This window comes from Pseudomonas sp. NPDC089408 (assembly GCF_044749445.1).
GTDB lineage: Bacteria > Pseudomonadota > Gammaproteobacteria > Pseudomonadales > Pseudomonadaceae > Aquipseudomonas.
This window is the reverse complement of sequence record NZ_JBIVHY010000009.1, coordinates 165,027-182,569: the sequence shown is the minus strand read 5'-3', so window position 1 is coordinate 182,569 and position 17,543 is coordinate 165,027. Positions and strand designations below refer to the sequence as shown.

The window sequence follows — 17,543 nt, the reverse complement described above, 5'->3', positions numbered from 1 at the left end:
ATAATTGGCCCGAAACAAATGTGGGAGCGGGCTTGTCCCGCGAAGCGCCGCGCGGGCGGCGCTCGATCTCATAGGCGCTGAAAATACATCGGCGAACACCTGGCCGCGCTCGATCTTACCCCCCTCAAGACGAACTCAAGAGCTCTCCCGCACCATCAACTCAAACCCCAGGTCCTGCTGCGCGTTGGCCACCCGCTTGCCATCCAGCAACGCCAGCAGCGCCTGCGCGGCGCCCCGACCAACGGCGGCCCGCGGCGTGCGGATCGAGGTAAGCCGCGGCACCATATGCGCCGAGGCCGGCAGGTCGTTGAAGCCGACCATGGCAACCTGGCGCGGCACTTCAACTCCTTGGCGCAACGCCTGCAGCACCGCGCCCTGGGCCAGGTCATCGTTACAGAAAAAGATGCCATCCACATCCGGCGCCTGCGCCATCAGCTGACTGAACAGCATGCTGCCCAAGGCAATCGACGAAGGCTCCGGCGCCAATACCTCCAGCTCGGTGGCCTGCATGCCGGCCTCGGCCAACGCCTGGCGGAAGCCTTCGGCACGCTGCATTACCCGTGGGTCGAGCTGCGCGGCAATGAACGCCAAGCGCTTGCGCCCACGCTCGATCAGGTGTCGGGCGGCGGCGCGACCGGCCTGCTGCTGTGAAAAGCCGACCGACAACGCCCCTGGCTCGCCATTGAGCTCCATCATGTGCACGCACGGCACGCCGCTGGCGGCCAGCATTTGCCGCGCCGCGTCGCTGCGTTCGAAACCGGTCAGCAACATGCCGCAGGGCTGGTAGGCCAGGTAGTTGCGGATCAGGTTCTCTTCTTCGGCAAGGTCATAGTGATAGTTGCCGATCAGCACTTCGAGCCCACGCGGGCGCATGACCTCGTGAATGGCTTCCAGTGTGTCGATGAACAGTTGGTTGGACAGCGACGGGATCAACACCACCACCGACTGGCTGCGTGCCGAGGCCAGCGCGCGCGCCGCCGGGTTTGCCACATAGCCCAGGCTCGCCGCAGCGGCGACGACCTTTTCCACCAGCTCCGGCGCAACCGTGCTGACCCCGCGCAAGGCGCGCGAAGCGGTAATCGGGGAAACCCCGGAAAGCCTGGCAACTTCAGCCAGGGTGGGACGACCTGTAGTACGGGAGCCGGTGCGGGACATGGATGTTGTAATTTTACTACTTGCAAGGAGAGGGAACGGCCACTAAGGTAGCGCTGTCTCAGGACGCAGGCAATGTAATCTTTGGTAGCAGCCACCACGCGCTCGCCACCAGGCGTCCATACTGCGTAAGGACAAGACCAATAACACCGGGGAGGTGGCTGTTCGTCGGCGACGAGACAGCGCTATCTCACCCCGCAGGAGGTACTGATGAATTCTCCCCTGTCCGCCATTGTGGTGATGGGCGTGGCCGGTTGCGGCAAAAGCTGCATCGGCGCTGCCATTGCTGCCAAAAGCGGCGGTCGCCTGATCGAAGGCGACGCTTTCCACCCTGCCGAAAACATCCGCAAGATGAGCGCTGGCATCCCCCTGGACGACAGTGACCGTGCCGGTTGGCTGGTGCGCCTGGGCGAAGAACTGCAAACCATCAGCCAAGCTGGCGAGCGCCCGATCCTCACCTGCTCGGCACTCAAGCGCCGCTACCGAGATACCCTGCGCGAGGCCATGCCTGGGCTGGTATTCGTGTTCCTCGAACTGACCCCTGCCGAAGCCGAAAAGCGCGTACTGGCCCGCCCGGGGCACTTCATGCCGGCCAGCCTGATCGACAGCCAGTTCGCAGCCCTGGAATCGCCACGCGGCGAACCACTGACCCTGGCGCTGGACGCGACCCAGCCCATGGACGCCCTGGCCGAAGCAGTGGACCGCTGGCTAAAGCGCTACGGTGAGCAGGGCCTGGCGCAAACCGCCTGACCCGGCGGTTTTCCGGCTCACCAAAGACAGCGCTACCCCGACCCGCCAACGCGGGCAAAGTTCCAAAAAGCTCCGCCCAAAACAACGATAAGACCGAGGCCTTCACACCATGTTCGGACTGGCTACTGATACCTTCCTGCTGCTCGACGCGCTGGTTACCATCGTCGGGCTGATCCTGCTGATCACCCATTTCAAGGTTCACCCTTTCGTCGCCCTTACCCTTGCGGCGGGTTTCCTGGGCCTGACCTCCGGCATGCCGGTGGCCAAGGTCATGAAATCGTTCCAGGACGGTTTTGGCGGCGTACTCGGCTTTGTCGGTATCGTGCTCGCCCTGGGCACCATGCTCGGCAAGCTGATGGCCGACTCCGGCGGTGCCGACCAGATCGCACAAACCCTGATCCGTGCCTTCGGCAAGAAGAACGTGCATTGGGCGATGATGTTCGCCGCCTTCCTGGTGGGCATCCCGCTGTTCTTCGAAATCGGCTTCGTGCTACTCATTCCGTTGGTGTTCATCGTCGCCCGGCGCTCTGGGGTATCACTGGTGAAAATCGGCATTCCGCTGCTGGCCGGCCTTTCTGTCGTCCACGGCCTGGTGCCACCACACCCGGGCCCGTTGCTGGCGATCGGCATTTTCCACGCCGACATCGGCAAGACCATCTTCTATGGCCTGATCGTGGCACTGCCCACCGCGATCATCGCCGGGCCGCTGTTCGGTAACTTCATTTCCCGCTACATCCCGGGCAACCCCTCGCAGGAGCTGATGGACCAGATCGCCAAGGAGTCCGACCAGGGCAACCTGCCGAGCTTCAGCATCACCCTGATCACCGTGCTGCTGCCGGTGGCATTGATGCTGCTGAAAACCTTCGCCGACGTGGTACTGCCTGCCGAGCACATCGTGCGCCAGTGGATGGACCTGATCGGCCACCCGATCACCGCCCTGCTCGCCGCCCTGCTGCTGGCCTTCTATACCTTTGGCTCGGCCCGTGGTTTCAACCGCCAGCAGATCATGAAAATGCTCGACCAGAGCCTGGCGCCGACCGCTGCCATCGTACTGATCGTCGGCGCTGGCGGTGGTTTCAAGCAGATGCTGGTGGACACTGGCGTGGGCAACGTGATCGGGCAGATGGCCGTGCAGGCCGAGATTTCGCCGATCATGCTGGCCTGGCTGGTGGCCGCAGTGATCCGCATCGCCACCGGCTCAGCCACGGTCGCGACCATTACCGGCGCGGGCATCGTTGCACCGGTGATCGACCTGGTGCCTGGGGTGAACCGTGAGCTGCTGGTGCTGGCCACCGGTGCCGGCTCGCTGATCCTGTCGCACGTGAACGACGCCGGCTTCTGGCTGGTGAAGCAGTACTTCAACATGACCGTGGCAGAAACCTTCAAGACCTGGAGCATGATGGAGACCATTCTTTCGGTGGTTGGCATCATCTTCATCATGTTGCTGTCAATGGTGGTGTGACCGTTGATCGGGGTGATGGCACCTTGACGTTTCGGGTGGGGCCGAAGGGAAATATAAGCCCTACCCGACGCAATGGAGACTGCCATGACCCGCTCAAGCATCCTGTTGATTGCCCTGCTCGCGTCACCGCTGGCGCTCGCCGCCGGCACCGGCCCGACCTACCCCGACGACCCGCACAGTAGCGCGCCGCAGCCCGGCGCGGACAGCACCCTGAACCCGATCGAGAAACCCATGCCCCGGGACACCGACCCGCGCATCAAGGGCAACGACCCGGACAGCCCGCCGGCGGAGCAGAATGACAATCGCGATCTGCCGGGCATGGATGGCAGTGGCTCGGAAGGAACTGGCCGGCAAGGTGACAGCGGCACGAGCACTGGCAACCCCTGACCGCCCCGCTCAACCCGCAAGGATTTTGCAATCCATGTAGGAGCGGGTTTACCCGCGAAAGCGCCGATGGCTCAAGCATCGCATTCGCGGGTAAACCCGCTCCTACACAAATGATTGACGGTTAATCACCACTGTCGCTTGTCAGGCCGCGTCAGCCCCAGCTTCTCGATGCGATAACGCAGCATGTCCCGCGACAACCCGAGCATCCGCGCCGACTTGGTCACATTCCAGTCCGTACGGTCCAGGGTCTTGCACACCAGGTCGCGTTCCATGTCCGGCAAGCTGGTACCCGGTTCCGGTTCATGCCGCGGCATTTCATATACAGTCGCTGTGGGCTGAGCCACCAGCGGCTCGTCCACCAAAGTCAGGCACAGGTTCAGCTGGTGCGCCTGCACCACCTCGTTCGGTGCCAGCAATACCGTCTGCTCCAGCATGTTACGCAGTTCGCGCACATTGCCGGGCCAGCTGTAACCCAGCATCAGGCTTTCCGCCTCGGCAGAAAAACGCAGGTTGGGCTTGCCATAACGTCGGCCATGGTGGGCCAGGAAGTGCCGCGCCAGCAGCAACACGTCCTGCCCGCGGGCATACAGGCGCGGCACCTTCAACGCAATGATGCGCAGGCGGAAGAACAGGTCGCGGCGGAACTTGCCCTGTTGCACCATCTGTTCAAGGTTGCAGTTGGTGGCACTGATCACCCGCAGGTCGACCTTGCGCTCCTTCACCGCACCAATGCGGCGGATGCTGCGGTCTTCCAGCAGCTTGAGCAGCTTGGCCTGCAGCACCAGGTCCATCTCGCCGATCTCATCGAGGAACAGCGTGCCCCCGTCGGCAGCCTCCACCAGGCCCACCCGACGCTCCTTGGCATCAGTAAAGGCGCCCTTTTCGTGACCAAACAGCTCGGCTTCCAGCAGGTTGGCCGGGATCGAGGCGCAGTTGAACTCGATGAACGGCCCTTTACTGCGCGAGCCGTCAAAATGCAGGGCACGCGCCACCAGCTCCTTGCCGGTACCGGTTTCGCCTTCTACCAGCACCGGGGGCAGGTCGTCACTGGCCATGCGCCGCTCGGCATCGAGCACCTGGCGCAGGGTGTGCTTGAGGGTGAGCATCGCCGGCGACTCGCCGATCAGCGCCTGCAACCCGGACTTCTGCGCCTCGCGCTCCTGATAGAACGACAGCGTGCGCTCCATGCGCTCTGCCGCCAGGGCCTTGTCCAGGGTCAGCTTGAGCTCGGCCAGCACGACCGGTTTGGTCAGGTAATGGAAGGCGCCCTCCTTCATCGCCTGCACGGCATCTTCGACGTTGCCGTAGCCGGTCATCATGATCACTTTCAGCTCCGGCGCCTGCGCCACCAAGGTGCGCAGCAGGTCGTGGCCGCTCATGCCCGGCAGCGAGTTGTCGGTCAGCACCGCATCGGGCTGGGCCCGTTTGATCTGCTCCAGCGCCAGTTCCGCGCTGTGGCACACGGTGACCTCGTAGCCCTTGAGGCTGAGGTAGGTACGAATGTTGTCGGCAAGGATTTCATCATCCTCGACTACCAGGATGCTGTGCTCCATGGTCCCCTCCCGCTGCGATATTGAATGTAAGGCTGACGCGGGTTCCTTCCTCTTCGCGGCTGCTCAGGCTGACCGAGCCGCCAAAACGCTCCATGATGCGTTTGACCAGGGCCAGGCCTACACCGAGGCCACCCTGCTTGGTCGTGAAGAACGGCTTGAACACCATCCGTTCCTGCTGTTGGCTCATGCCCTTGCCGGTGTCGGTAAGGACGAGTTCGGCACGCAGGCCCTCCTGTACAATGACCTGGGCATTGAGCGTGCCGCCCGCAGGCATGGCCTCCAGGGCATTGGAAAACAGGCTGTTGAGAATCTGCGTCAGCTGCAACGGCTGGCTGGCCACCCACTGCATGTCAGGCCCTTCGAAATGAAAGCGCACGCCGTTGCGCTCGATCTGCTGGGTAAAGGCCAGGTGGGTGTCCTCGATGGCTGCCACCAGGTCCACGGCCTCGGGTTCGTCGCTGACCGGGCGCAACGACACCAGCAGGTCGCGCACCCAGCGTGACATGCGGTCGACCTGGCTGATGATGTCGGTAATGTTCTTCTGCGCCGCGGGGTTGGCGATTTCCTGGGCCAGTTCGGCGCTGGAGCGGATGTTGGCCAGCGGGTTGCGCAGGCTGTGGGCGACTGCCGAGGACATTTCGCCCAGCGCCACGTAGGTTTCGCTGGCCACCAGCCGGTCCTGCTGCAGACGCAGCATGTGCGCCGCCCGGCGTACGATCCAGAACAAGCCAAAGTAGATCAGCGCACCGCCAACCAGGGTCGAAGCCCAGATCAGCACATAGCCACGCTGAATGCGACGGATCAGGTCCTGCGGTTCTTTGTAGATTTCCACCATGGCGAGCACCTGCTCGCCCTGGCTGTCGAACAGCGGAATATAGTTCTCGATGAACAGGTAGCGCGGTTCGCGCAAGAATTTTTGCTCTTCGCGGTCATCCTCGGCCTTGTGGTAGCTGGCCGACACAGCCTTGCGCGAACGGAAAGCGCGGTCCAGGTCGCCATCGGCTTCGATGCGCTGGCCGATCAGCTGCGGGTTGGTCGACCAGACAATGCTGCGATCGCGGGCATAGACATTGGCGAGCAAGGTATCCGGCAGGTGCTCGACATGGTCGAGGAATTCCACCCGGGTCGATTCGGCCAGCTGCGGGGAGAACTGCAGGTGCTGCAGGTCCAGGCGCGGGTCGAGCAGCTCACCCATGGTGGTGCCCGGCGGCAGTTGCGAATGGCGCACTTCGGCCTGGGCCATGGCCTGGATGAACTGTGCAGTGAGCATGGCATCGCGCTGCACGCTGTCGCGCACCACGAAGCGGGTCGACACGTAACCCAGGCCGCCGGCTACCGAGGCAATAATCAACAGGCTGATGACCGAAAACCAGCGCAGCAGGTTGAATTCGCGCAATGGAACGGCCAGACCGCTGGTGGTCGCGCTGGCCTTGTCGGGCACTTCGTTTTCCAGCATCTGCATCGCGTGGTTCCCGCGCAGGGCGTGCGTTCAGAACTGCATCAAGGTCAGCCGCAAGCGGCTTTTGACAGCAATCCACCTGTGCAGCCGCAGCTGCCATTTGTCGCGTGTTTCGCTCTACAGATCACACTGCAAAAACTCAGCCATTCAAATCAATACGTTATTTTTCAATGCGTTATCGTATTCTTTTAAACATCGCCTGAGGAACTTGCCCCACATGTGGGTAATTGTCACCCAACATGCTGTAAATCTATGTATATCAATAGTTTATGGTTTGTTATTAATCACAATTATGAAGAGCCAGCCAGGCGGAAAGTCAACGAGACCCGCGTGCCGTGGCCCTCACTGCTGCTGAGCCGGACCGTGCCACCGAAACGCTCCATGATACGTTTCACCAGCACCAGCCCCACGCCCAGCCCGCCTTGCTTGGTGGTAAAGAACGGCCGGAAGGCCATTCGCAGCTGCTCTTCGTTCATGCCCTTGCCATTATCCGACAGACGCAGGGTCAGGCAGCGCCGATTGTGGCGCACTACCTCGACACGCAACCGCCCACTTTCCTCCATCGATTCCAGGGCGTTGGCGATCAAGCTGCTGAACACCTGGCGCAGTAACGCCGGATGCCCCAGTACCTGCACGGCCGGTAACGGTTGCAGGTCAAGGGTTACCCCGCCGCGTGCCAGTGGCACTGCGTAGCTCTGCAGGCATTCCTGCAATGCCTGGGGCAGGTCCACCGCCACGGCCTCATCGTTCAGCGGGCGCAGCGACTGCAGCATCTGGCGAATCCACAGGGACATGCGATCGACCTGGCTGATAATATCGTTGACCTGGCGTTGTGCTGGGCCTTCATCGAACGCCTGAGCCAGCTCTGCACTGGAGCGGATGCTGGCCAGCGGGTTGCGCAAGCTGTGGGCCACGGCCGATGACACTTCACCCAGTGCCACGTAGGTTTCGCTGCTGATCAGGCGCTTCTGCTGCACCTTCAGCAAGCGTGCGGCGCGGTGCATGATGCCGTACAGGCCGATATACACCAGTGCAGCGCCGACGGTGATCGCCAGCCAGATCAGGATCAGCCCGTGTTCGATGCGCACGATCAGATCATGGGGTTCTTTGTAGATCTCGACCATGGCCGTAACGTGCTCACCCTCGGCGTCGAACAGCGGTATGTAGTTTTCGATGAACAGTTGCTCGGGCGGAGTAATGAACTTCTGCTCGGCGCGGGCCTGTTCAAAGTTGTGGTAGCTGGCCGAAACCCGCATCTTGTACTCGAACGCCTGGTCCAGGTCGTCGTCGCCCTCGATCAGCTTGCCGACCAACGCCGGGTTACTGGACCAGATCACGGTGCGGTCCGGGGCATAGATGTTGGCCAGCAGCATGTCGGGCAAGTGGGCGATATGGTCGAGGAATTCGCCCCGGGCCTTGCGCCGGGCATCCGGGTCGACATCGGGCAGGTTCGCGCGGTCGGTACGCGGGTCGAGCAGTTCACCCATAGTACGCAGGTTGGGGATCGACACATGGCGCACTTCGGCGTCGGCAATGGAAGTGATGAATTGGGCCGTGAGCAAGGCATCGCGCTCGACGCTTTCGTCGATGATGAAGCGACTGGAAATCAGCCCCAGCCCTGCGGCCACCGAAAGAATGATGGCCAGGCTGACCCAGGCATACCAGCGCAGCAGGTTGAAAGGCTTGCGCGGGGCGGCCAGCTCGCTACCGGCAGGCACGTCAATAGCGTCGGAACGAGGGGCGAGGTCCATGGCGGACTCCACAGCTGGGCACCTTCAGAAGGTTATAGCCCAGAGATGGGGAAACCATAGTGCTAAATTGATAGCATCCGCCGAAGGGTCATGCCTGAACTGAAGGCGCTCCTACACGGGATCGCGTACATGCTGACGGACACTTACAGCGGTGAATCATCCGCCAGCCCCTGCAACTTGCGGTACTCGCGCAACACCGTGGGCACATAGCGCCGGGTCTCGGCAAACGGCGGTACCGCGCCCCGCCGCAGCACGGCTTCCGGGCCGGCGTTGTAGGCGGCCACGGCCAGCGTGATGTCATTGTCGAACAGGGTAAGCATCTGTTTGATGTAGCGTGCCCCGCCCTGCACGTTGTCTTCCGGGTCGAGGCGGTCTTCCACACCCATTTCGCGGGCGGTATCCGGCATCAATTGCATCAACCCCACCGCCCCCGCCCGCGAGCGGGCCTTGGGGTTGTAGCCAGACTCGGCCTTGATCAACGCATGCAACAGCGCCGGTGGCACATTGTGGATACGTGCCGCAGTGGCGACCACTTCGGCGTACGGCCGGCCAGTGATCATCTGCGCATTGACCGGCCCGCCCTGGGCCAGCGGTTCGTTGATCACTTTTTGATAATGCCGCCCGGGTCGATGAACGTTGGTCAGTACGTAGCCACCCTTGGCATCGATCGAGATGTACACATCGGCCTGGGCAATACCTGCCGCCAGCCACAGCAAACCAAGGATGAGTCCACGCATGTCGGTCGCCTCTTCGTCGTGGCCCCCGATGTGGGGGAAATGCCCCGGAAAACCCAAGGACCATGACCACGACGCAAGCACTGTGCCGCTTCCTGCGCCGCATGGCGCAAGGCCCCGAGGCAGACGTGCACGGCTGTTGCATGGTGCAGGGCAACCCGTGTCCCCATGCAGTGGAGGGCTTCACCATGCAGCGCAGATCCAACCCGCAACGTGGCTTCACCCTGCTCGAACTTCTGGTGGTACTGGTGGTGCTCGGCCTGCTGGCCGGCATCGTAGCGCCCAAGTACTTCAGCCAACTGGGCCGCTCCGAGGCCAAGGTGGCGCGGGCGCAGATCGAGGGGCTGAGCAAGGCCCTGGACCTGTACCGCCTGGAGGTCGGCCACTATCCGAACAGTGAACAAGGCCTGCAGGCCCTGGTGATCGCCCCCAGCGGTGAAGCCCGCTGGACCGGGCCCTATCTGCAGAAGGCTGTGCCGCAGGACCCGTGGGGCCGCCCGTACATCTACCGGCAGCCTGGCGAGAACGGCGGCGAATACGACCTGCTGTCGATGGGCAAGGACGGCCAGCCCGGTGGCGATGGCGAAAACGCTGAAATCACCAGTTGGCAGTAAGGAGAGCGGCCATGCGCTACAGCCTCAAGGCCCTGGGTAGGCAGGGTGTGGTGCAATTACAGATCGACGCCGAGGACGCCGAGCAGGCGCGCCGCCAGGCTGAAGACCAGGGCCTGCGCGTGCTCAGCCTGCGCGGCAGCGGCGGCACCTTGCGCGGTATGGCCTGGCGCCGCGAGGCGGCCTTCGACCTGGTGCTGTTCAGCCAGGAGCTGTCGACCTTGCTCAATGCCGGCCTGCCACTGATCGACGCGCTGGAAAGCCTGGCAGAGAAAGCCCCTGCGCCAGCAACGCGCAAGGTGCTGGCCGAACTGGTCCGCCAGCTGTACGAAGGCCGCTCGCTGTCCCAGACCCTGGGCCAGCAACCGCGGGTATTCCCGCCGCTGTACGTAGCGTTGGTGCAGTCCAGCGAACGCACCGGGGCGCTAGGTGATGCCCTCGCCCGCTACATCAGCTACCGCCAGCGCCTGGACCTGGTCCGGCAGAAGCTGGTGGGTGCGTCGGTGTACCCGTTGTTGCTGTTGCTGGTGGGCGGTGGCGTGGTGCTGTTCCTGCTTGGCTATGTGGTACCGCGCTTCAGCCAGGTATTCGAAGGCATGGGTACCGAACTGCCCTGGCTTTCACGGGTACTGATGCAAATCGGCCTGTTCCTGCATGCCGAGCAACTGCCACTGGCGCTGGGCACTGTAGGCGGGGTCACGGCGCTGTGGCTGCTGCGCCGCCACCCACGGGTGCGGCACTGGGCGTCCTGCCAGTTGCGGCGCCTGCCGGCACTGCACCAGCGCCTGATGATGTACGAGTTGGCGCGCTTTTACCGGTCGCTGGGTATTCTGCTGCAAGGCGGTATTCCCATCCTTACCGCCATGGGCATGGCCCGCGGCCTGCTCGGCAGCGCGGCGGCACAGGGCCTGGCGCAAGCCAGCCAGCGGGTCGGCGAGGGCCTGCCGCTGTCCGATGCGCTGGAAGCCGGGAAACTGATCACACCGGTGTCGCTACGCCTGCTGCGGGCCGGCGAGCAATCCGGCAACCTGGGCGAGATGCTGGAGCGCTGCGCCGACTTCCACGATCAGGAAATCGGCCGCTGGGTGGAATGGTTCGTCAAACTGTTCGAACCGATGCTGATGACGTTCATCGGCCTGCTGATCGGCCTGATCGTGATCCTCATGTACATGCCGATCTTCGAACTGGCCTCAAGCATTCACTGAATCGCCAGGCCCAGGCTTTCACGCAGGGTAGTGCCCTCGTAGGCGGTGCGGTACACCCCGCGCTCCTGCAGCAACGGCACCACTTGCTCGGTAAAGCGGCGGAACTGCCCTGGGTGGCCAATGTAGATATTGAAGCCATCCAGCGCCCGTGCTTCAAACCACTCGGCCATTTTGGCCGCTACAGACGCTGGCGAGCCGACAAAGGCACCCGGGCGCAACTGGCGCCCGAACTCCACCGCCTGGCGCAAGCTGAAGCCCTGTTCTCGCGCCTGGTCGGCAATGCGCTTGGCGTTGGTAAAGAAGCTGCTGCGCGCATGCTCCAGGCTTTCCTGGGGGAACGGTGCGTCAAGGTCGTACTGGCTGAAGTCGTGCCAGCCGAAGTTGCGCCCGAACTCCTTCAGCGCCAGTTCGAAGCTGTGGTCCTGCTGGTGATAATGGCGTTCGATCTCGCGGGCGTGTTCATCGGTGTCGCCGACGTATATCTCAGCCCCCGGCAGCACCAGCAGTTGCTCGGGGTCGCGCCCCAACCGCGCGGCACGGCCCTTTACATCACGGTAGAACGCCTGGCCCTGCTCGATGCTGGCGGCATGCGTGAAGATCACATCCGCCGTGGCCGCCCCCAATTCGCGCCCTTGTTGCGAGTCGCCGGCCTGGAAGATCACCGGCTGGCCTTGAGGGGAGCGCTGGATGTTCAGCGGCCCCACCACCGAAAAGTGTTCGCCCTTGTGGTTCAGCGCGTGCATGCGGCTGGGGTCGAGGAACTGCCCGGTGGCACGGTTGCGCGGGAACGCGCCGTCTTCATAGGACTGCCACAGGCCTTGCACCACCGCTACGTGCTCCTGGGCACGGGCATAACGGGTGTCGTAGTCGTAATGTTCGTCGCGGCCATAGTTGCCGGCCGTGCCGGCATCACCACTGGTAACCACGTTCCAGCCGGCGCGGCCCTTGCTTATCAGGTCCAGCGAGGCCAGGCGCCGGGCCACGTTGAAGGGCTCGTTGTAGGAGGTGGTCAAGGTGCCAACCAGGCCGATATGGCGGGTGGTTACTGCCAGTGCCGAAAGCAGGGTCAGTGGCTCCAGGCGGTTAAGGTAGTGGGACGGCGAGCCCGGGGTGATGTACTGGCTGTCGACGATGAACATCAGGTCGAACAGCGCTGCCTCGGCCTGGCGGGCGATGTCGATGTACCAGTCGATATTGACGCTGGCATCGGCCGGCAGCTCCGGGTCGAGCCACAGGTTGTGCCGGCCGGGGCCGCCGCAGCCCATGGTCAGGGCGCCGAGCTTGATCTTGCGGGGGGTCATGTACAGTTCCTCAAAAGGGTTGTCGCCTGTACCGGCCTATTCGCGGGTAAACCCGCTCCTACAACGGTCGCAAGGTTTTCCACTTCCCTTGTAGGAGCGAATAGGCCGGCACAGGAAAACTCAATGCTCGAACGCCGCCGCGAACGAGGTATCGAACAGGCTCGCCGCCGGGTAGGCCTTGATCAGCCCCAGCCCGGCAAAAAAGTCCACGGTCTTCTGCGCCTCTACGATCACCTGCGGGTCCAGCGGCGCCACATCGGTACGCGCACGGGCAAACCAGGCACGGGCTATGTCGCGGTCGGCCCGGGTGCGCTTGGCCCAGGCATCGGCATAGGCTTCGGTATGCGCCGGGTCGTTCAGGGTCCAGTCACGGGCCTTTTTCAGGCGTTGCAGGAAGTCGCTGATCTGTGCCCGTTTGGCCTCCAGCGCCTTGGCATTGGCCACCACAAAGCTCTGCGCCGGGATCAGCCCTTCGGCCGTTGCCAACACCCGCGCCCCTTGGCGCTCCTGCTGGGTGACGTAGGGTTCCCAAGTGGCAATCACGTCAACCGAACCCCCATCCAGCGCATGCGAGGCGTCCAGGGCGCTGAGGTAACGCAACTCCAGGGCATCACGCGGCACGGCGGCCTTGTCCAGCGCGCTGAACAGCAACTGCTGGCTCCACGAGCCCTTCCAGATCGCTGCACGTTTGCCGCGCAGGTCTTCCAGGCTGTGAATGTTCGAGTCCTTGCGCGCCAGGATGGCCACGCCATCGAGGTTCTGCCGGCTGACCGCGATCACCTTGATCGGCGCGCCCAGGGCACCCAGAAACAACGGCGGGGCATCGCCCAGCAGGCCGATGTCCAGGCTGCCCACGTTCAGTGCCTCGGCTACCGGCGAGCCTGCCGTGAACTGCTTCCACTCCAGGGTATACGGCAGGTCGTCGAGTACACCGGCCGCCTCCATTACGGCACGGGCATTGAAGCTCTGGTCGCCGACCACCAGGGTTTGTGCAGCGGCAGCCAGGCTGAGGGTGCTGGCCAGCACACCGGCGGCCAATTGCTTGAGGTATCGCACGTACGTCTCCAGGTACCGTCGGGTACATAAGGCCGATCCGCGCGTGCGGTCTCGTAGGTTGTGCACCTATTTGAAAACAGATCAGCACATCTGTAAATGCAATTTATGCATATTAGCTTATGCCTATTTTTACTTTTGAGAATATTCAGTGCGTTTGCTAGGGTTAGGTAAAACCGTCAGCCGAGCCTGAACCATGAGCCACCCCCTACGCTTCGCGCGCTTGCGCCATTTCATCGATGCGCTGTCACACCTGCTGGACCAGGAAACCGACGAAGCCACGCTGCTCGACCAAGGCCAGGGCCTGCTGCGCAGCCTGGTCGCGCATGACGACTGGTTGCCCGAAGCGCTGGCCCAGCCGGACCCGGCCCGCTACCAGCAATACCTGTTGCACTGCGATTCGCGCCAGCGCTTTTCCATCGTCAGTTTCGTCTGGGGCCCAGGCCAGCAGACGCCAATCCACGACCACCGGGTGTGGGGCCTGATCGGCATGCTGCGCGGCGCCGAGTATTCGCAAGGCTTTGCCCGTAGCGAGCAAGGCGCCTTGCTGCCACAGGGCGGACGGGTGCGTATCGAGCCCGGCCATGTCGAGGCGGTTTCGCCGCGCATTGGCGATATCCACCAGGTCAGCAATGCCTTTGATGACCAGGTGTCGATCAGCATTCACGTGTATGGCGCCAATATCGGCGCGGTCAGCCGGGCGGTGTACCTGCCCGACGGCACCGAAAAACCGTTCATTTCCGGCTATTCCAACAGCCATTTGCCCAATATCTGGGACCTGTCCAAAGAGAACCCTGCCCCATGAGCACCGTTGCCATCCGCTCCTACCATGACATTCGCCGGGCCCTGCTGGCCCATGAAGAACTGGCGCTGATCGATGTGCGCGAAGAAGACCCGTTCGCCCAGGACCACCCCTTGTTTGCCGCCAATATCCCGTTTTCGAAACTGGAGCTGGAGGTGTTCGCCCGCGTGCCGCGGCGTGACACCGCCATCACCGTGTATGACGACGGCGAAGGCCTGGCGGCCCAGGCCGCCAAGCGCCTGCTAACCCTTGGTTATAACGATGTTGCCTTGCTCGAAGGTGGTCTGGCCGGCTGGCGCACAGCCGGTGGCGAGCTGTTCCGCGACGTCAACGTGCCAAGCAAGGCGTTCGGCGAGCTGGTCGAAAGTGTACGCCACACCCCGTCGCTGGCCGCCGAGCAGGTGCAGGCGCTGCTGGATGCCAAGGCCGACGTGGTGGTGCTGGATGCGCGCCGCTTCGACGAGTACCAGACCATGAGTATTCCAGGTGGCATCAGTGTGCCGGGGGCCGAGCTGGTGTTGCGGGTAGCCGAGCTGGCACCCGACCCGGCCACCCAGGTAATCGTCAACTGCGCCGGGCGTACCCGCAGCATCATCGGCACCCAGTCGCTGGTCAATGCCGGCATCCCTAACCCGGTGGCAGCCCTGCGCAACGGCACCATTGGCTGGACCCTGGCCGGGCAAACCCTGGCCCACGGCCAGGCGCGCCGTTTCAGTGCCGTCACCGACAGCACCCGAGCCGATGCCGCAACGCGGGCGCGCCAGGTTGCCGACCGCGCTGGCGTGGCCCGGCTTGAGCGTGAAGGCCTGGCTGGCTGGCAGGCCGATGCCAGCCGCACCACCTACCTGTTCGATGTCCGCACGCCTGAGGAATTTGCCCAAGGCCACCTGCCCGGCAGCCGCAGCGTGCCTGGCGGGCAACTGGTGCAGGAAACCGACCATGTGGCCAGCGTGCGCGGGGCGCGCATTGTGCTGGTGGACGACGACGGCGTACGGGCCAACATGAGTGCGTCATGGCTGGCACAACTGGGCTGGCAGGTGGCGGTGCTGGATGGCCTGGTGGCGGCAGACTTCAGTGAAGCCGGTGAGTGGCAGGCACCGCAGCCGGCGTTGCCGGCAGTGACCGAGATCGGCGTCGAGCAACTGGCGAGCTGGCTGCAGGCACCAGGTACAGTGGTGCTGGACTTCACCAGCAGTGCCAACTATGTGCAACGGCATATACCCGGGGCGCACTGGGCTATTCGTGCGCAATTGCCGCAAGTGCTGGAAAAACTGCCGGTTGCCGAGCGATATGTGCTGACCTGTGGCAGCAGCTTGCTGGCCCGTTTTGCGGCGGTGGACTTGCAGTCGCTTACGCAAACCCCGGTGTATGTGCTGGAAGGCGGGACGGCGCGCTGGGTTGCTGCGGGTCAAGGGTTGGAAAGCGGCGAAACCCGCCTTGCCGTGCCGCGCACCGACCGTTATCGCAGGCCCTATGAAGGGACAGATAACCCGCGTGAGGCCATGCAGGGGTATCTGGATTGGGAGTTCGGGCTGATTGCCCAGTTGGAGCGTGATGGGACCCATGGGTTCAGGGTGCTGGGCTGAGAAAACTTGTTAGGGCATCCAGGTGCATGCCTCGGTATTTGAGGTGGTGCACAGATCGAGCGCCGCCCGCGCGGCGCTTCGCGGCACAAGGCCGCTCCCACATCTGTTTCGGGCCAGTTTCTTCTGTGAGATCACCTGCGCCCGCCTTGCTTGTTCCACTCGATATCGGCTGTGCCACTGCTCTTCATCGATGTCCAGCCATGCACCCAGGGTGCGCGCGCCAAAGGCACAGGAATAATTGGCCCGAAACAGATGTGGGAGCGGCCTTGTGCCGCGAAGCGCCGCGCGGGCGGCGCTCGATCTCACCAGCGCTGAAAATGTCATGACAAGCACCTCCCGGCCTCCCCCCACCCAACCATGCCTCCAATCAATGATTGCCCCACACATATCATTCAGCGTGATATTAACCTTCGCCCCGTTCGATTCGTGCCTCACGCGCAACACACTCACACTCCGCCCACTACTAATACATTGGCGGAGTTCTCCATGGAACAATCTCTCAAACCCTTGCGCTTCCCCCTCGCTGCCCTGGCAGTGGTGGTGATCAGCGCTTGCGGTCGAACCCCAGACGCCGTGCAGGCTCCCGCCGCGCCCAAGGTCACCGTGGCCAAGGTGATCGAGCAACCGATCAACGAATGGGACGAATTCACCGGCCGCCTCGAAGCCCCGGAAACCGTCGAAGTGCGCCCACGGGTCTCGGGCCAGATCGACCAGGTAGCCTTCACTGAGGGCGCCCAGGTCAGGAAAGGCGACCTGCTGTTCCAGATCGACCCGCGCCCGTTCCAGGCTGACGTGCGCCGCCTCGAAGCCCAGCTGCAACAGGCCAAGGCCACCGCCATCCGCAGCGCCAACGAAGCCCGCCGTGGCGAGCGCCTGCGTGACAGCAATGCCATTTCCGCCGAACTGGCCGAATCGCGCAGCAGCGCTGCCGCCGAAGCCCGGGCCGGGGTCGATGCGATCCAGGCACAGCTCGACCTGGCCCGCCTGAACCTCAGCTTCACCCGCGTCACCGCCCCCATCAGCGGCCGGGTCAGCCGCGCCGAGTTCACCGCAGGCAACATCGTCAGTGCCGATGTCACCCCGCTGACCAGTGTGGTCTCCACCGACAAGGTCTACGCCTACTTCGATGCCGACGAGCGCGTGTATCTCAAGTACACCCAGCTGGCTCGCGAAGGCCAGCGTGGCCAGAGCACCCCGGTGTACCTGGGCCTGACCAACGAAACCGGCAACCCGCACCTGGGCCAGATGAACTTCGTCGATAACCAGGTCAACCCGCGCACCGGCACCATCCGTGGGCGTGCGGTGTTCGACAACCGCGACGGCCAGTTCACCCCGGGCCTGTATGCGCGCCTGAAGCTGGTCGGCAGCGCCCAGTACGACGCCGTGCTGATCAACGACGAAGCCGTGGGCACCGACCTTGGCAAGAAGTTCGTGCTGGTCATGGACAAGGACAACAAGGCGGCCTACCGCGCCGTAGAGCTGGGGCCGAAGCTGGAAGGCCTGCGCATCGTGCGCAGCGGCCTGGGCAAGGACGACCGCATCGTGGTCAAGGGCCTGCAGCGCGTGCGCCCTGGTTCACCGGTCACCCCGGAAGAAACTGCCATGGCCAGCGAACAGACCCTCGCCGCCCTCGCCCAGCAGCGCCAGGCCTTGGAGGCCAGCAACCCGGCGCCGAAGGTGGCGGGCAACAATGTGAAAGTCGCCAGCGCCCAGGCGCCACGCGGTTAAGGGACCACA

At 63.5% G+C, this 17,543-nt stretch carries 15 protein-coding genes; 8 read left to right on the top strand and 7 right to left on the bottom strand.

Annotated features, from left to right (window positions below; genetic code table 11):
* Positions 1–135 precede the first annotated feature (135 nt).
* Positions 136–1,155, bottom strand: a complete 1,020-nt coding sequence (locus ACIP02_RS16750) for a LacI family DNA-binding transcriptional regulator (protein ID WP_400618051.1) — start codon at positions 1,153–1,155, stop codon at positions 136–138.
* 207 nt (positions 1,156–1,362) lie between these two features.
* Here ACIP02_RS16750 and ACIP02_RS16745 point away from each other — a divergent pair, with 207 nt between their 5' ends.
* From ACIP02_RS16745 to ACIP02_RS16735, 3 genes are all read left to right on the top strand, one after another.
* On the top strand, positions 1,363–1,902 hold the full coding sequence (locus ACIP02_RS16745) for a gluconokinase (protein ID WP_400618050.1): 540 nt from the start codon (positions 1,363–1,365) through the stop codon (positions 1,900–1,902).
* Between the two features lie 109 nt (positions 1,903–2,011).
* The gene (locus tag ACIP02_RS16740; protein ID WP_201207320.1) at positions 2,012–3,364 is read left to right on the top strand and encodes a GntP family permease; all 1,353 of its coding nucleotides are present in this window, start codon (positions 2,012–2,014) and stop codon (positions 3,362–3,364) included.
* 84 nt (positions 3,365–3,448) lie between these two features.
* Positions 3,449–3,751 (top strand): hypothetical protein, encoded by a 303-nt coding sequence (locus ACIP02_RS16735; protein ID WP_400618048.1) that lies wholly within the window; start codon positions 3,449–3,451, stop codon positions 3,749–3,751.
* Between the two features lie 125 nt (positions 3,752–3,876).
* Here the strand turns inward: ACIP02_RS16735 and ACIP02_RS16730 are convergent, their stop codons facing one another.
* From ACIP02_RS16730 to ACIP02_RS16715, 4 genes are all read right to left on the bottom strand, one after another.
* A complete protein-coding gene (locus ACIP02_RS16730) occupies positions 3,877–5,304 on the bottom strand; it encodes a sigma-54 dependent transcriptional regulator (RefSeq protein WP_201207318.1) in 1,428 nt (475 codons plus the stop codon).
* Positions 5,273–6,766, bottom strand: a complete 1,494-nt coding sequence (locus ACIP02_RS16725; RefSeq protein WP_400618046.1) for a sensor histidine kinase — start codon at positions 6,764–6,766, stop codon at positions 5,273–5,275. Before ACIP02_RS16725 ends, ACIP02_RS16730 begins: the two co-directional genes overlap by 32 nt.
* Positions 6,767–7,053: 287 nt before the next feature.
* Entirely contained in the window at positions 7,054–8,514 is a 1,461-nt protein-coding gene (locus ACIP02_RS16720) for a sensor histidine kinase (RefSeq protein ID WP_400618044.1), read from the bottom strand.
* A gap of 143 nt (positions 8,515–8,657) precedes the next feature.
* Positions 8,658–9,251: a lytic transglycosylase domain-containing protein gene (locus ACIP02_RS16715; protein WP_400618042.1), complete on the bottom strand. Its 594-nt coding sequence runs from the start codon at positions 9,249–9,251 to the stop codon at positions 8,658–8,660.
* Between the two features lie 185 nt (positions 9,252–9,436).
* Here ACIP02_RS16715 and gspG point away from each other — a divergent pair, with 185 nt between their 5' ends.
* The gene (gene gspG, locus ACIP02_RS16710; RefSeq protein ID WP_400618132.1) at positions 9,437–9,862 is read left to right on the top strand and encodes a type II secretion system major pseudopilin GspG; all 426 of its coding nucleotides are present in this window, start codon (positions 9,437–9,439) and stop codon (positions 9,860–9,862) included.
* A gap of 11 nt (positions 9,863–9,873) precedes the next feature.
* Positions 9,874–11,064 carry a type II secretion system F family protein gene (locus ACIP02_RS16705; protein ID WP_400618040.1) on the top strand — a complete coding sequence of 397 codons (1,191 nt, stop codon included), beginning with the start codon at positions 9,874–9,876 and terminating at the stop codon, positions 11,062–11,064.
* Here ACIP02_RS16705 and ACIP02_RS16700 read toward each other — a convergent pair.
* Together ACIP02_RS16700 and ACIP02_RS16695 are read right to left on the bottom strand one after the other, a co-directional pair.
* Positions 11,058–12,365: an LLM class flavin-dependent oxidoreductase gene (locus ACIP02_RS16700; protein WP_400618038.1), complete on the bottom strand. Its 1,308-nt coding sequence runs from the start codon at positions 12,363–12,365 to the stop codon at positions 11,058–11,060. The genes ACIP02_RS16705 and ACIP02_RS16700 overlap by 7 nt on opposite strands.
* A 120-nt stretch (positions 12,366–12,485) precedes the next feature.
* Complete coding sequence (locus ACIP02_RS16695) at positions 12,486–13,421, bottom strand: ABC transporter substrate-binding protein (protein ID WP_400618036.1); 936 nt, start codon at positions 13,419–13,421, stop codon at positions 12,486–12,488.
* Between the two features lie 193 nt (positions 13,422–13,614).
* Between ACIP02_RS16695 and ACIP02_RS16690 the strand changes: the two genes are divergently transcribed.
* The 3 genes from ACIP02_RS16690 to mexE all read left to right on the top strand — a co-directional run bounded on the left by ACIP02_RS16690 (position 13,615) and on the right by mexE (position 17,534).
* A complete protein-coding gene (locus ACIP02_RS16690) occupies positions 13,615–14,223 on the top strand; it encodes a cysteine dioxygenase (protein ID WP_400618034.1) in 609 nt (202 codons plus the stop codon).
* Complete coding sequence (locus tag ACIP02_RS16685) at positions 14,220–15,806, top strand: rhodanese-related sulfurtransferase (RefSeq protein WP_400618032.1); 1,587 nt, start codon at positions 14,220–14,222, stop codon at positions 15,804–15,806. The genes ACIP02_RS16690 and ACIP02_RS16685 overlap by 4 nt, the downstream gene beginning before the upstream one ends.
* 486 nt (positions 15,807–16,292) lie before the next feature.
* Positions 16,293–17,534: a multidrug efflux RND transporter periplasmic adaptor subunit MexE gene (mexE, locus tag ACIP02_RS16680; protein ID WP_400618030.1), complete on the top strand. Its 1,242-nt coding sequence runs from the start codon at positions 16,293–16,295 to the stop codon at positions 17,532–17,534.
* Positions 17,535–17,543 lie beyond the last annotated feature (9 nt).

What these genes read in the sequence shown, in the direction of transcription:
- ACIP02_RS16750 (WP_400618051.1), bottom strand. Translation starts at nt 1,155, where the DNA reads ATGTCCCGCACCGGCTCCCGTACTACAGGTCGTCCCACCCTGGCTGAA.
- ACIP02_RS16745 (WP_400618050.1), top strand. Translation starts at nt 1,363, where the DNA reads ATGAATTCTCCCCTGTCCGCCATTGTGGTGATGGGCGTGGCCGGTTGC.
- ACIP02_RS16740 (WP_201207320.1), top strand. Translation starts at nt 2,012, where the DNA reads ATGTTCGGACTGGCTACTGATACCTTCCTGCTGCTCGACGCGCTGGTT.
- ACIP02_RS16735 (WP_400618048.1), top strand. Translation starts at nt 3,449, where the DNA reads ATGACCCGCTCAAGCATCCTGTTGATTGCCCTGCTCGCGTCACCGCTG.
- ACIP02_RS16730 (WP_201207318.1), bottom strand. Translation starts at nt 5,304, where the DNA reads ATGGAGCACAGCATCCTGGTAGTCGAGGATGATGAAATCCTTGCCGAC.
- ACIP02_RS16725 (WP_400618046.1), bottom strand. Translation starts at nt 6,766, where the DNA reads ATGCAGATGCTGGAAAACGAAGTGCCCGACAAGGCCAGCGCGACCACC.
- ACIP02_RS16720 (WP_400618044.1), bottom strand. Translation starts at nt 8,514, where the DNA reads ATGGACCTCGCCCCTCGTTCCGACGCTATTGACGTGCCTGCCGGTAGC.
- ACIP02_RS16715 (WP_400618042.1), bottom strand. Translation starts at nt 9,251, where the DNA reads ATGCGTGGACTCATCCTTGGTTTGCTGTGGCTGGCGGCAGGTATTGCC.
- gspG (WP_400618132.1), top strand. Translation starts at nt 9,437, where the DNA reads ATGCAGCGCAGATCCAACCCGCAACGTGGCTTCACCCTGCTCGAACTT.
- ACIP02_RS16705 (WP_400618040.1), top strand. Translation starts at nt 9,874, where the DNA reads ATGCGCTACAGCCTCAAGGCCCTGGGTAGGCAGGGTGTGGTGCAATTA.
- ACIP02_RS16700 (WP_400618038.1), bottom strand. Translation starts at nt 12,365, where the DNA reads ATGACCCCCCGCAAGATCAAGCTCGGCGCCCTGACCATGGGCTGCGGC.
- ACIP02_RS16690 (WP_400618034.1), top strand. Translation starts at nt 13,615, where the DNA reads ATGAGCCACCCCCTACGCTTCGCGCGCTTGCGCCATTTCATCGATGCG.
- ACIP02_RS16685 (WP_400618032.1), top strand. Translation starts at nt 14,220, where the DNA reads ATGAGCACCGTTGCCATCCGCTCCTACCATGACATTCGCCGGGCCCTG.
- mexE (WP_400618030.1), top strand. Translation starts at nt 16,293, where the DNA reads ATGGAACAATCTCTCAAACCCTTGCGCTTCCCCCTCGCTGCCCTGGCA.